The organism is Pseudoalteromonas sp. Z9A5 (assembly GCF_011378875.1).
Taxonomy (GTDB): Bacteria; Pseudomonadota; Gammaproteobacteria; order Enterobacterales; family Alteromonadaceae; genus Pseudoalteromonas.
Genome location: NZ_WTLC01000004.1, coordinates 94,584 through 109,208, shown reverse-complemented (window position 1 = coordinate 109,208; position 14,625 = coordinate 94,584). Strand labels below are relative to the sequence as shown.

At 37.5% G+C, this 14,625-nt stretch carries 12 protein-coding genes and 1 pseudogene; 2 read left to right on the top strand and 11 right to left on the bottom strand.

Annotated elements, in window-relative coordinates:
* Positions 1-60: 60 nt before the first annotated feature.
* The 7 genes and pseudogenes from GQR56_RS03960 to GQR56_RS21460 form a co-directional block, all read right to left on the bottom strand.
* Complete coding sequence (locus tag GQR56_RS03960) at positions 61-351, bottom strand: DUF2442 domain-containing protein (protein ID WP_166109233.1); 291 nt, start codon at positions 349-351, stop codon at positions 61-63.
* Between the two features lie 150 nt (positions 352-501).
* Positions 502-978 (bottom strand): SMI1/KNR4 family protein, encoded by a 477-nt coding sequence (locus GQR56_RS21635; protein WP_166109232.1) that lies wholly within the window; start codon positions 976-978, stop codon positions 502-504.
* A 324-nt stretch (positions 979-1,302) separates the two neighbouring features.
* Positions 1,303-2,154 carry an immunity 49 family protein gene (locus GQR56_RS03950; protein ID WP_166109231.1) on the bottom strand — a complete coding sequence of 284 codons (852 nt, stop codon included), beginning with the start codon at positions 2,152-2,154 and terminating at the stop codon, positions 1,303-1,305.
* A gap of 251 nt (positions 2,155-2,405) precedes the next feature.
* Positions 2,406-3,260, bottom strand: coding sequence for an immunity 49 family protein (locus GQR56_RS03945; RefSeq protein ID WP_166109230.1), 855 nt, complete (start codon positions 3,258-3,260; stop codon positions 2,406-2,408).
* A gap of 71 nt (positions 3,261-3,331) precedes the next feature.
* Positions 3,332-3,832, bottom strand: coding sequence for a hypothetical protein (locus GQR56_RS03940; RefSeq protein ID WP_166109229.1), 501 nt, complete (start codon positions 3,830-3,832; stop codon positions 3,332-3,334).
* Positions 3,833-4,321: 489 nt separating this feature from the next.
* Complete coding sequence (locus tag GQR56_RS03935; RefSeq protein WP_166109228.1) at positions 4,322-5,077, bottom strand: hypothetical protein; 756 nt, start codon at positions 5,075-5,077, stop codon at positions 4,322-4,324.
* Between the two features lie 349 nt (positions 5,078-5,426).
* Positions 5,427-5,558, bottom strand: a pseudogene (locus tag GQR56_RS21460) (transposase); the annotation flags it as partial.
* Positions 5,559-5,857: 299 nt separating this feature from the next.
* On the opposite strand from GQR56_RS21460, the gene GQR56_RS03925 reads away from it, so the two are divergent.
* Together GQR56_RS03925 and GQR56_RS03920 are read left to right on the top strand one after the other, a co-directional pair.
* Entirely contained in the window at positions 5,858-6,067 is a 210-nt protein-coding gene (locus tag GQR56_RS03925) for a hypothetical protein (RefSeq protein ID WP_166109227.1), read from the top strand.
* A gap of 346 nt (positions 6,068-6,413) precedes the next feature.
* Positions 6,414-6,980: a hypothetical protein gene (locus tag GQR56_RS03920; protein WP_166109226.1), complete on the top strand. Its 567-nt coding sequence runs from the start codon at positions 6,414-6,416 to the stop codon at positions 6,978-6,980.
* A 270-nt stretch (positions 6,981-7,250) separates the two neighbouring features.
* Here GQR56_RS03920 and GQR56_RS03915 read toward each other — a convergent pair whose 3' ends face one another.
* From GQR56_RS03915 to GQR56_RS03900, 4 genes are all read right to left on the bottom strand, one after another.
* Positions 7,251-8,057 carry a LytTR family DNA-binding domain-containing protein gene (locus GQR56_RS03915; RefSeq protein ID WP_166109225.1) on the bottom strand — a complete coding sequence of 269 codons (807 nt, stop codon included), beginning with the start codon at positions 8,055-8,057 and terminating at the stop codon, positions 7,251-7,253.
* Positions 8,032-9,114, bottom strand: a complete 1,083-nt coding sequence (locus GQR56_RS03910) for a histidine kinase (RefSeq protein ID WP_166109224.1) — start codon at positions 9,112-9,114, stop codon at positions 8,032-8,034. The genes GQR56_RS03915 and GQR56_RS03910 overlap by 26 nt, the downstream gene beginning before the upstream one ends.
* 122 nt (positions 9,115-9,236) lie before the next feature.
* Positions 9,237-11,801, bottom strand: a complete 2,565-nt coding sequence (locus GQR56_RS03905) for a glycoside hydrolase family 3 N-terminal domain-containing protein (RefSeq protein ID WP_166109223.1) — start codon at positions 11,799-11,801, stop codon at positions 9,237-9,239.
* Between the two features lie 113 nt (positions 11,802-11,914).
* Positions 11,915-14,599, bottom strand: coding sequence for a TonB-dependent receptor (locus GQR56_RS03900; RefSeq protein ID WP_166109222.1), 2,685 nt, complete (start codon positions 14,597-14,599; stop codon positions 11,915-11,917).
* Positions 14,600-14,625 lie beyond the last annotated feature (26 nt).

Below are 14,625 nucleotides of genomic sequence, written 5' to 3'. Positions count from 1 at the left end.
GATATATAAAACGCTACTAATTATTTTAATCCAAGTAGGTTAAAGGTCATTTAAAGCGGTTTAATTAGCTACTTGATTAGTCATATCGTCAATATACGCCTGTTCAAAATTCTCCCAATCATATAAAGCTTCTGGGTTAAAATCTTGCCCTTCAGGCCACTCCAAGTTCCCGACATCGTTTAAAAATACCTGATTAAAGTATTCACGCTTTTTTAAACTTTGCATCCAACCAACGCCTATTACGGGTTCAAAGTTTATTACTTGAATTTTTTTATCAGCAAACGTAATTGCAATTATGTAATCTTTAACAATTTCAAAATGTGTAATTACCATTGAATCTAACGAAGTCATTATTACCCTATATTATTGGTTTAATTATAAATTTCATTAATTAGATTAGCTATTTAAAAGCATAAAAAATTGATAACCAACGTTAATCAATTTTTTATAGCTTCGCCTTAGCGAGCTGCCACAATAGAACGGATAAAATCGTCAACTGAGTCAAGTAATAATTAAAACCTCAGTCGGCGTCATACTCACATCAATATAAACAACGCTCGGCACACCGCCAGGTCCAACTTTGCGATAATCGAGACACAACTGCGACTCAGAATGTGATGCAATAATAATCAATAGTTTTTTATCCAAAATATTAACGCTTCTAAACCAATCAGACTCCTCACCATGCTCCCAAGAATCAATGGTTTCAATCCCATCAACAGTCGCATTAGTCCAGTTGGTTGTGGCATTATTAAAAAGTTCTTGTACGCATTCATCCAGCTCACCGCCATTTTGGATTAATAGCTGCTCCATTAAAGCGTGCGGAATAGTTATGCCTAATCGACGAGCTTGCAATTCGATTAACGCTTTTTCGATGCTTGCATATCGTTCGGGAATGTAGTCTGTGTCCCAAATCGAATTCTCATGCTCTGGCGTTGGAATCAAACCTTGGTGTTCACCTTGTCTATACTCATCCACCCGCTTTCGAATATCCATTGATGGTTGTTTTTTAAGCATTGTAAAATTCCTATTTTTAGCTCTTAACGCCCAAGGTCATTGTACTCAATAGTAAATTAATTAAACCTTTATCTGCATTTTCATCATCAAATATTGGATAAAATACACTAGGATCACAAAAAAAATAAGCATATGCTAAAACCATTGTTTTTTTATAAACTCTTCCATAGAATCTTATCTATATCATTTTTAACGACTAAACTGGGCAGCACTCTAATTATATTTTATGCTTAAAGACCTTTAAGCTCACATGTTACTTTTAAAATGAAAAGCGTAACGCTGTTTTTATAAATAATCGCCATCAATATAAAACTGCGGAATAAAGTCTGATTGCACGTTTATTTCTTTACCAAGGTCTTTTGCCATACATGCTAAACCGAGCAAATTAATTGGCATGTAAAAAGTAGGTTGTTCATACCCCTCTAAATCACGGTGGCGCTCACAATACTTCCAATTTTCAGTTAGTGCACTTGCTAATGCCTCACTTGGAGTTGCTTCTGACTTTGTAGTAAAGGAAATAATAAAATCTGATTTTGCGCCAGTACCGTATGCAACCCACGGTTCTTTTTTACCGCCTTCAATCACCTCATCCATCAATTTAGTAAGGGTTTCTATACTCTTTGGTCCTGATTCTCGACGATGAATACACTGTATTAACTCGGTTAATAAATACTCTGCTTCAGGACTTTTAGAAGAACACTTTCGCATTAATGACACCGGAAATTCAATCAGGCTGTCCATCGCGTCATAGTCACGTACGATTGCGGCAGCAAAAAAGGCTTCTTGCCAGCGCATCGCATGTAATCGCCCATTTTCTAATAGACCCAAACCATTATAAGTAGCGTCTAATATATCGTCAATCACGACGCGCTGCTCTTTTTCAGGCTCTCGACCTAACCTAAAAATAGCTTCACCTGCTTTTGCAGCAAGCTTTAATGCTTTTATGGATTTATGCTTGTTTTCTTCGGTTAAATCATACGACCACCACTGGCAGATTTGGAGTGCATTGCCAAAAAAACTTATTAAATTATCTCTATTATTAGGTAAAGCTTTAGTCGAGTAATTATAATCATCTTCAAACCGGTCACTATTTCTTTTTATGCTTAAAGGTTTATACTCACGCTCTATGTTTATCATTAGATTCTCCTTCTTTAATGGCTTTTTTTCTGTTTTTAAATCGCTTCATCGTGTTTGTATCGTTTTTAATACTCGAGTCAGGGTTTAACTCGGTGCTTGCATGCCAATATTGAAGGTTACTTCCGTCTTCTGCCTCATTCTCTTTTGCTCTTAGTAGTTTTTTCCCTACTTCTTGCTGTTTAAATACATTGGCTATTTTTCTCTCTTTTATGGTTTTTAAAACACGTGTCTTGGTTATTTATCTTTATCTGTTATTTATCTTTATTAGCTATTTCAGGTAAGAATTCACCCGTCACTAGCCAATGAGGGATGTAATCAGTTTCAAAATCTAATTTGTAACCGTTTCGGTCGTAAGCAAACGCTGCTGCTGCAATTAAAGGCAAAGAAATCCAACCTTGCTTTTCGTTGCTATCTTTTTTCCAAAAAGCTTTATGTTTTTCTAATGCATCACGCATTTCGCTATTAAATTCTTCCTCGGCATCAGGGGTAAAAATACAGCGATATACTGCAATTAAAGGTAATAAAATATGGTAAGAATAAGGTAGGCGGTCGTTATCCGGATCGTCGGCTAGTAATGCTTTTTCTAGCAGGTCCCCCATATCTACACCGCCAGTAAATAAGTTTTGCATAACATTAACCAATGCCAAATCAAAAGTATTACACTTGAGGTTCGCATTTAAAAAAACTATTTCATCAACTTCTCTCAAAGAGTGAATTGCTGAGCGATCACGTAAAATGACTGCGCTGTAAAATGCCTTTTCCCAATGACCGGTATCTATAAAGTCAGTTTTACGTGCTCCCGTCAATTCAAAGGTTTCACTATCAATAGTAACGGGAAACTTTTCATCAACACGCATAACAAACTCAAAATTTGCTGTACCAAACTCTTTAAGCAGCGTGAGATAGCGTAATTGCCTTGAGTGGTCAAGCTGTGCAAGTACTGAATCTGCAAAGGCAGCTAATGTGTCTTGAATAGAGCTACCAAGAACTTCACCACTATTTTTATTTTTAATAGTATTTATCTTTCTTGGTATTCGCTTTTCAAATCTATTAATATCTTTAATGACTAATTCCATATGCGTTTCTTTATAGTGTCGTTCTATCATTGGTCTGGTACCCATTTGTCGTTTTTAAATGAACTTAGTTCAGCTTTTACTTTTAAAGATTCACCTGCTTTTTAAATGTAGCTCATTTCTTCCCAGCTACCCGCTTTTGCTAAGCGGCGCTCATCATCATTCGAAATAATTAAAGCGAGCTCAGGCGGCATTTGTTTTGGTAATGCTAAACTGTGTTTAAATGAGCTTAAAAAGCTTTTATTTGAAGGCGTTAACTGCCCCATATCACGCCAGGTCGAACACGTTTTTTTAAAGTCCTTTAATATAGATTCAGCCTGATAATTTGTTGTTTTGTAGTTTTCATTAGCTGCCTTAAGCAATGTTTTACAGCTATTCACATCCATATCAGGCTTACCATCAAGAGTAAGTACTTTTGTAAAATACCATTGTTTATTCAATAGCGTATTAACCTGCTCCAAACTGTCGGATGTTACTGGGTCTATAAATAACCCTCTGGTATTGTTTTTTAAGTTATATGTGGGCGCTATGTCATTTACTTCAATATTCGCACAGGCAGTGAGCGGTATAATAGTTAAAGCGAGTAACAGTGTGTTTTTAATCATTTTGTGCTCAAAGTGAAAGAAAAAGAAGTGAACTTAGAGCAGTTTGTACTGCGTTTACATCGCCTGGCTTATTTACGCCGCCAATCCCTACAGATTGGATTAATTTAATTGCTGGCATCGAAGTGTCCTTTTCTTTAGTGTTATGTTGTTTAAGTACAATGTGTTTGTAGTAAATTAACACCCACTATTTAAAGTCGGTGTCTTTGTTATTTATTTTGTTTTTTCTAAATTCAACATAATGAAAGTAGATGTATGAAGTCAAGATTTGATCCCATTGGCTTTGATAACATAGTCTCTGGCTACGAATAAAAATTATGACAGTCCAAAGCTTTAACTTGATCTCTCACTCAGATCAAATCTAACAGTCGCATATATGCTATTTGCAGACGGTCAGGGGTTACAATGTCTGAAGCCAATATTTAATCCCTTTTATTCAAGAGCATAGCGGGAATTCAAACAAAAAGAGGTAACAGACAAGACGCGACCATACTAGCTTTCCGGGAAAATTCGAAAAAATTTAGATCTGATTCCTCCAAATTTCAAGCCAACTGATTTATCAATTTTACGCCCCCTAAGATCATGCATATCCAACTCCCGCGCATTTTTCAAAGGTACTTCTACTAATCCACCTTTATGGACATCAAGGTCATCCCATTTATTAATATCAATTTCCATAGAAGAGATTATTATTTGTGAACCTGGGGAGCCTATAACCCCTACTAGAAGCGAAGGGCTTTCACTTGGGTTTTCTGCCCATTGAGGAATATACTTATTTAATTGCCAATATTTTTTAACCCTTGCTACTATTGCTGAGTCTTTAGGTGGTGTACTAATATCGTAACCAACCCTGTCCGAAAAGTTAATATTTGATATTCTAACAAACAAAATCTTTTTATTATCAATTAACAAATCTGAAAGTTGTAATGGTGCCTCAGCAAGTCGAAATGTTAGTTCGGGCTTTACTCCTATCGGTCTGAAGCGCCATTCTTTTTTCTCCTGCTTTTTATTACAAAATGGATCAATAGCAGAAATAAGTGCGGCTTCCACGGTTCGCGCTGTTACTTCATCATCAAAAGGTCCTGCAATATGAACACTATAACCACCACTTTCAATCAGCTCTTCTAGTGATTTATTATGCGTTTTAGCTTGATGTGATATTGCACGTTTTGAATTTTTTCCATAGCCTACATATTGTATATTCTGTTTTTTATCTTTGTAGATATAAACAAAAAATCCTCCATTCATCTTACCTTTTCCTTATTGAAATTTAATCGATACATGCTAAAGCAATAATTTTAACGTATATTACTGAATTACATGCTATTGATTTCACTTTCATTTAATCAATGTTCGCCCTCAGGCGAAGTTCCGCAGCGTACCATTTGCGCACATTGAAAAGCCTTATTAAGCGAAAAAGACGAACTAAACTAGACAGCCACTTTAATTATATAAGCTAAACTGCCCCATTAAATAAGCCATTATCACTGTTAAATCTAAATTACACGCATGGTAATAACTGCGTGATGCAGTATTAACTTTTTACTGAGTCGTTTAAGTTTTATGCGGGTAGCTTTTCGCAGTTACTGATGTTCGCTCACCTCTTTCTGCTTAAATTTTCACAGTAACTTGCTTGTGAGGCAGGTCTACCTACTGCGCCATGAAATACGCGTGTAAATTGGGTTGTAAGCTTTAACCCGTTTTCTGGAGATATATTTACTCTTTCTAGTATTAAGGGTGGGTGTCACTGCAATTTGGTGCTGCAATTTTAATAATATATTAATAAGTTTTGCGATGGAAAGGCCTTCATACAATACAACTGGACTTAGATTATATAGAGAAGTCACCCGAAACTAATGAGTCACATTTAGACTTATCATATCTTGCACTATATGCTTATGCGACTTTGTTAGGTGCTAATCACGTTAAAATAATGAACCCTATAAACAACGATGTTAGGGATTATTATGAAAGTAAGGGCTTCAAATATGATCAAAAAAGTAATAGCTGCATTAGGAGGGTTGCATAATGACCGATAACATTGAAAATTTTGATGCTGCTCACAATAAAAAACTTAAATCCTTATCAAAAGAAGAACGTGCAAAAGCTGGCTTGAAAAAATTAGTTTTAGAGTTAGATAAAAATGAAATACCAGAACCTAAAGGATTAGTATCGGGTAAAACTGACAAGTCGGGTAAAATGATAGTAGATTTTGAAGAGGATTATGGCGATGAATAAACCCTTAACGAATTAAGAAGATCCTAGAAAAAGCTTTACCAAGGCTCATCAAGCTATTTCAAAAGTATTATTAGAGGTTAAGAGAACTAATAAAACCAAATCTAAATAGAATTATGTACTAAAAAAGCTCCAAAGGGAGCTTTAACCCCCCGGCACTAAGAACCGAAGAGATCAAATCTTAACTTCATACATCGCGATTCTTAACCATCCGCTATTCGCTTTAGTCGAACTTCACCAAAGTGCCATAAGCAGGCATTGCTAACCCCGCCAATTATCAATATTGGTCTTGAACATCTTTAAATGTTAAATTGTTGTCGGCAAAAGTTTTTGAAAAAAAGGATAAATGATGGAAAGGGATTTAATTATCTATAAAATACATAAGTCAATGAAAGCATACGATATAATTGACCTTACAACCGTATCAATAGCCAAACAAATAGCAAAAAAAACAGAGCTGAGCTTTGATGCTGCCGTAAAAATAGCGATGGATGATATCCCCCGAGGCAAAACTAAGATACTGGACGTGTTGAAAGAAGGTTTCAGCTGTAAAGTTGAAAAAGGGGCTGTAAAACAAAACTATGACATAAATTTATTATCAAGCTACTTAGTACTTAATAAAAAAGCGTACATGGCTATAGGTAATCATTTACAGGGTTGTGGAGAGTTTGTACCGCTTGATTGTGAAAAAGAGCTGTTTTTATTCAATCCACTGATTTTTGAAGAAGAAGACGACTCATTAACCGAAACAGCTTACCTTGATGGCTTTGAAAATGGTCTTAAATCTCTAGTATTCAAATCAAGTTCGCAAGGTGGTAGGTCTATTTATTGTAATGCAGCATTTAAAACTCTTGTAAAAGAAAATAACTTAAGTGGAATTACTTTTAATAGTGATTTATTAAGCCTTTTTACATAACCCAAAAAGCATTAGTTACGCTTCCTTACACCCGTAATTCGCCTAAATATTATAGTAAAAACCAAAGGAGCCTAAAAGGCAGCATGTCGATTCAATTTAGGCGCTGTATGGACTTTTCATCTTTTACTCTAAACAACCTATCAGCTAATGACAACTAACCCCAATTGACTGCACATCGCTCAATACAGCCCTTCAACTACACATTTTAACTAGGCGCTTTGGCTAATATATAACGCATAACTATTTACGTTTTATTACTTATAAATACAATTAGCAGCCGCTGATATTGAGTAACCGACTTTTTAGTTCTTTGCTGTAGGTACGGCTTACTTTCATTAATTTATCGTTTTTTAAAATAGCGTTGTACTCGCTATTTCGTAGTGGCTCTAAGCGTTTTATGTGTTTTAAGTTTACGATTGCTGACTTATGTATACGAATAAAGTGAGGTGGAAGTGTGTCTTTTTCTAGGCTTTTCATGCGGGCTCGCATTACAAATGTTTCTTGCTCGGTGTGTACGCACATATAATCGCCGGCAGCGTCAATACATAAAATATCATCGTAGGGTACAAGCTGTATCGGGTTACGCCCATCTTGAATAATTAAATTGTTAGCCTCTGCTAATTTTTCTACTTTTGTAGCCGTGGGTAGTTGTGGCTGCTGCGCGTTTAAGTAGCTTTCACGCATTTCAAGCAGTTGTTGTTTGTTAAATACACTGTTTATACGCTCTAAGGCACGTTCGATTGCCTCCCCTAGCCGTTGTAATTTAACCGGCTTGAGTAAGTAATCTACCGCTTTTACTTCAAAAGCTTGTACTGCATGTTGATGAAATGCAGTAACAAAAATAATGGCTGGGCAATAATCGCCTGTAAAATATTTAACAAGTTCAAACCCCGATTTACTGGGCATTTCTATATCTAAAAAAATAAGATTTGGCTGAGTTTTATCAATAATACCCACAGCCTCGTCTACACTGCATGCGTGACCAATAACGTTAATTTGAGGAAATTTTTCAAGCCTTATCATCAACCCTTCAATGGCACTAAACTCGTCATCAACTATCAGTGTTGTTAACTGCATACTTTTGCTCCTGTGTACGCTGTAGCGGTATTGTCATATATACCCATGCACCGCCTTGCTCGCTATTACCCGTTTTAAATTGATTATTTTGAGGGTAAATTAAGCTTAACCGTTGCTCACAATTTTTTAAGCCTATGCCTCTTTGAGAGTGGCTATGTTTATTAAAGCCTTTACCTGTATCTGAAACCAAAATAACTAAGTTATTATTTTGCTGTTCTATTTTAACCGTTATAGTTATATTTTGCGCTTGATCCATTCCATGCTTTAACGCATTTTCAACCAGTGGTTGTACAAGCATTGATGGAATTAAAAAGTCACTGCATTGCGGCTCAGTTATAATATTTACATTGAGCTTATTGCCAAAACGACATTGCTCAATATCTAGATAGGTATTTAATATTTGCACTTCTTCGTGCACTGTTATTTTAGCTAGTGGATCGGTATATAAACTATAGCGCAGTAAATCGCAGAGTTTCTCAAGCATATCAACTGCATGCATATTATCTTTTTTCAGGATTAACGTACAAATGGCATTAATGCTGTTAAACATAAAATGGGGATTTAGCTGATACCGCAGCATTTTAAGCTGGGCTTCGTTTGCTAAATTAAGCGCCGCAGCAGCTTTTTGCTTTTGCGCTTGGTTATCTAGGTAAGATTTAATACCAAAATAGGCGCCAGTCCAAGTCGCCAACATAGTTAAAGATGCTGTGCTCCATGTGCCAAAGTCAAACCAGCTCATAGCAGACCACCAATTGCCATAAAACCACTGTAAAGCTGTCCATTTAAAGACGGTCCACACTATACTTGCTATTAACAGCGCTGATACATGAAGTGTAATACTTATATTTGCCGATTTTGTTTTAGCAAGTAAGTAACATTTCCGCAGCCCTATCGTTATTAAAAACCCGCATAAGGTATCGAGTAATAAATGTGGGATATGAATTTGCCATGGTTCGTTACTAGGGAGCTTTATCATTATTTCGGTTAAAAGTGCATAAATACCCCAGCCGCTTAGCTGAAAAACCCAAAACAAATGACGCCGAGATTCTAATTTCACATTTATCCTAACTAAATAAAAGTCGCATATTATACCAATCAACCTAAATATAAGGGCTGTTTAGCAAACACTAACAGCCCTACGTTTAACAATAAATGAGTATAAACGGCAATCAATACATATTAATTACTGCAATTTAAAATAATGCTATTGCTTTTTGTTGCTTTAACTAGCGCAACATTAGCAATTGCCAAATTAAGCGGCTGCTGAGCACTAATGCTAAGTATATCAGTAATTTCACTCAACGTTGATTGCGCTTTATTACAACCTAATTGTACTGCAACTGTTTTCCAACCTATACTTTTTAATTGAGTAAGTTGTGTGGCTATATTTGTTTGAGTAGAGCATGTTTGTTTATCACACATTACGCTCAAAACTCCTCCCTCAATTGGTGTATCGTCAACACGTATATCAAATTGTATGAATTGCTTATCTAGGTTTTCAAACTCACCCGTTGCTTGTTCAAAACGCAAACTGACCTTGCCAGCTCCCTCTTTATTATTCCAAACAAACTGCCTGCCATCTTCTTGATAAGCTAAGTTAACTGATTGCATAGAAATACTTTTGCCGTCGGCGCTCATGGCTGATGAGCTTTTAGTCATCATGTTGGTTTGAGTTTTGTCTGATAGCGCCCAGCGAACGTTAGACGCTAGGTTTCTAACAAAAAATGGGGTGCCTTGGCTGTCATTTACATTCATTTTTGGGCTGGTTTTTTCTGATAGTATCTTTACATTTTTAGGCGCTTTATAACTAAGTCCATAACCATAAGCAAATAAAGAGTCGTAGTTTTTATCGCCTTTATTAAGAATAAATTGGTCGTCAAATTTGGGCCAAGAAAAGCTTAATTTACCTGTAAAGTCGTATTGAACCGCGTCGTTTTTATCTAAAAGTAAAACGTCAGCAACACCTTGCCCTTCAGAGCCTGGCAACCATGCGGCTACAAATGCATCCGACGCATTTAGCTCTTTGTTTACCCAAAGCGGACGACCACTTATAAATACACTCACTACCGGAATATTTTGCGCTTGTAGCGACTTTAATAAAGCGAGATCTTTTTTATCATCGCGCTGATATTCAAGCCCTTGTATATCGCCAAACCACTCGGCGTAAGGTTCTTCGCCAAACACGACTATTGCTACATCAGGCTTTTCCTTAAATTGTGCATTTTTCGATAATTCAATCTCGCCACCAGCACCAAGTACTTGCTCTTTTAAGCCATCATAAATAGATACTGCATTTGGAAAGTCGGCATTGGTGTTGTCGGTTCCTTGCCACGATACGCTCCAACCACCCGCTTGTTTGGCAATATTATGCGCGCCATTACCTGTCACTAATATTTTGCTACGCGGTGATATTGGTAACACATTTTGACTGTTTTTTGATTGGTTGTTTTTTAGTTTATTATTTTTCAGTAACACTAACGACTTTCGTACAGCCTCGCGCGCTAACGCTTTATGCTCTGGTGCATTTAACCAGCTTGCATTTTTAGACTCTTCACGGCTCGATGGCTTACCCTTTGCAAATAATCCCCAACGTACTTTTGCACGTAAAAAACGTCTAACGGCGTCATCTATTCTTGCAATTTTAATATCGCCTTGCTTAACTTGTTTAACTGTATTGTGATAAAACGCCTCATAATGCTCAGGTACCATCATGACATCTACACCGGCATTAAATGCACCGGCGCATTGTTCAAGGTCGCACCCTTTTACAAACTTATGTGCGTTCCAATCACTTACTACAAATCCATCAAACCCCATTTTTTGCTTAAGCACGGTGGTTAATAAGTATTTACTGCCATGAACTCGCTCTGAGTTCCAGCTATTAAACGAAGCCATAACTGATTGCACACCCGATTCAATCGCCGAAAAATAACCCGCCGCATGAATATCTCTCAGTGTCTCTTCGTCGATTACAGTATTACCGCGATCTATGCCGTTTTCGGTCCCGCCATCACCAACAAAGTGTTTAGCGGTAGCAATACGATGATAACCCTTTAAAAAGTCGTCATTTATATCACCTTGTAATCCCGATACCATTGCACCAGCGTAGCGTTGTACTATATCTGGGTCTTCTGAGTAGCTTTCGTAAGTACGTCCCCATCTGTCGTCTCTTACTACAGCAACGGTGGGCGCAAAACTCCATTCAATACCCGTTACCGACACTTCTCTTGCTGTTGCTTTACCTATTTTTTTTATTAGTTGAGCGTCGTTAGCGGCGCCTAAACCAATATTATGAGGAAACAACGTAGCACCATACACATTGCTGTGACCGTGCATTGCATCGGTACCCCAAATAGTAGGAATTGTGCTTTGGTCTTGCGAGCTATCAATTGAGGCTAAATACATTTCATCAGCAAAACGTAACCATGTTTTAGGATCGGCAGTTTTATTACCATATGGTGCCGTATTACCGCCATTTAAGTACGACCCAAAGCCATACTTACGCATTTTTTCTGCGTCAAAGTAGGCAATTTCGGGCTGAATTAACTGCGCTACTTTTTGCTCAATACTCATAGTAGCCATTAATTTATCAATTTGGCGCTCAACCGCTGGATCAGATTTTAATTTTGTATTAACCATTGGCCAATCTACTGGCTCGGTTGCCATTACGCTAAAGCTTAAAGTAAAAGCACTTAGCAAAGCCGCAGGTGTATGCTGCAAAAAACGACGCTTAATAGTAAGCATGTAAGAATCCTTAAATTTTTATTACTTAATCTTTAATAACTTGATTTATATTACTTATAAAGCTCACGCTAAAATTATTTACCATAAACACGGTGTGTTTTTATTAATGCTTTTTAAAAGTTAAAGCCAACTCTTGCACCATAATACCTAGGCATACCAAAACTGCCTTTAGCAAACCCTTTAGAGGTATTATTCCAGTGTTGTACTGTTTCGTCGCTGGCATTATTTATAAATGCTTCTGCAAACCATTTTTGGCTTTGCGGCTCATATTTTAAAGAAGCATTAAACATTGCAAAGCTATCGCGCGAGTCATCTATGTAACGGGTTGCTTCGTCAGATACAGCAAATTCCATATCATCTAAGTGCTTATCAACATTCCACACTGTTGAGTATGATTTGTCTTTCCAACTTACATTAAACCAGCCATGTACAAACCCGTATTCACCTAAATTAACACTATGGGTGTAGCTTAAATTGGCGGTAAATTTAGGCGTCATCGCCAAGTTATTACCTTTTAAATTAGTTTGTAGTAATGGGTTTTCAGGGTCTAGCGAGTCTTCATAAGAAATATCAAATAAATACTCAGAGTCGTAATCCCATTTAGTAAACCAGTCGTCTGTTACTTTAGCCTCGGTCCAGGTTACATAACCCGTAATACGACCGCTTGGGTATGGCTTCCAATCAAACTCAAGTTCAATACCTTTAATTGTTGAACCAGGTACATTTTGCGTGTAGTACGCAATAACAGGCTGATTTATATAATCTAATACCGGATTACCCGAGCCATCTAAAACAGGTCTGCCATCGTCACCTTCAATTGCCGAAAGGCGCTCAACATTACCAATAGAACCAACAGATGCATATTGCATGTCGGTATAATCAGTATAGAAAAACGCAGCTTGCAAGTTTAATGAGTTATCTAAAAAGCTCGACTTAGCGCCAATTTCCCATGTTAATACTTCTTCTGGATCAAACTGGGTTTCAAATCGGTTAACCTCAGAGGTTCTGTCGTTTACTACTTCAAACACATCGCCAATACCGCCAGCTTTAAAGCCACTTGCTAAATAGGTATAAAGCATTGTGTCAACGCTTAGGTCGTAATCTAAACCCACTCTAAAATCGTGATGGGTCCAACTGCCTTTGTTGTCATTTTCAAAAAATGATGCATAAATAGCAGGATCTTCAAAGTAATCTGCCGGCAAGTTATTTAAATCTGTACGGTTAAACCAGCCTGGCGCGCAGCCATCTGCATTTGAACAACGATAAGAGCGACCACCTTTATCTTCTTTTGTTTCGTCACTAAAACGGTAGCCTAATGTAGCGTGCAGTTTTGGGGTTATTTTATACGTGGCTTGAGCAAAAAATGCGAATGCATCGGTCGATCTATCTGGCTGATCCCAAAATACTTTATCGTCCATTGGGTTATCGTAATAACCGAGCGTTGTTGTTTTTTCGTGAAAATAGTTAACGCCTACAATCCACGTAAGATCAGACATATCCGATGATTGCAATTGCAGTTCGGTAGAATAAGATTTAGCGCCAGTACCATCTAAAAAGTAAGTAGCGCCATCCCACACATCTAAACCTGCTTCGCTATCTTGCGCAGAAGAACGTTCCATATCTTCAAAGCCCACCAGCCACACTAAATCAAGGTCGTCGGTTAGGGCGTAGTTAAGTGTATTACGTATATACGTTATATCTAACTTAAGCTCACCAGGTACATTTACTACAGCTTGGTAAGTGTTGTCTGACGGTAAAAAGTTTGAACAGTCGCCACCCAGCTCAGCAGAACGACCTCGTAACTTATCGCAGTTAACTAAATCTACATTATTGCCGCTGTCGTTAACGTATTTTTGAAATACCGTATGGTTAGAAAAATTACCATCTAAAGGCGACCATAACGTACTAACTCTAAAAGAATACTCGTTAGCACTATTATAAAAATCTGATTCATCTGCTTTTGTTAATGCGCGCACTTGCTGCGATTCTGGGTCGGTACCTGCTACATCTATCCACCAGTTTTCTCGTTGAGTAAGTGTGCTACCTATATTTTGATATGAATCTTGCGATATAACGTCAGCATTAAGTACATCATCGCTTAATCGGCGGGTGTCATACTGATTAGGATCGTAATAGCCCTCTAAGTAAGAATCACGTTTTAAGCTTTTAGCAGAAACACGCACAGCAAAATCATCACTGACCGAAAAATTATAAAAACCTTCCACACTACGTGAATTATATTTACCAGCCTCAAGCGTTACACTGCCATAATCATCAGTAAAGTCAGGCTTTGCCGAAATAACATTGATACTACCTACGGTTGAGTTTCGACCAAACAACGTTCCTTGCGGACCACGCAGTGCTTCTACACGGTCAATATCATACATTAACGCTAACGCGCCTTGCATTCTTGGCGAATAAACACCATCTAAATGTACACCAACAGCAGGATCGCCCAGCTCCGTAATATTAGTAGAGCGCACACCTCGCATAGATATAACCGGTGCTGACTGGTCTGTTGCGGTAGATATATCAAGCCCTGGTACTAAGTTAGCTATATCTTTTATATTGTTAACACCACTTTGTTTTAACTGCGCTGACGTTAACGCAGTAATAGCGACGGGCGTTTCCATTAGTCTTGTTTTACGTTTAGTGGCCGTTACCGAAATTACTTCCAGCGCGGTGTCGTTATTTTTAAGTGCTGTGTTATCACTTTGATCTGTTAAAGACTCTTGAGCAATACTGGGCAACGAGCAAGCGAGCGCTATTGCCAGAGTTATTGTATTTATTTTTTGCACGTGTATCACCTTTCAATTTGTGTGGG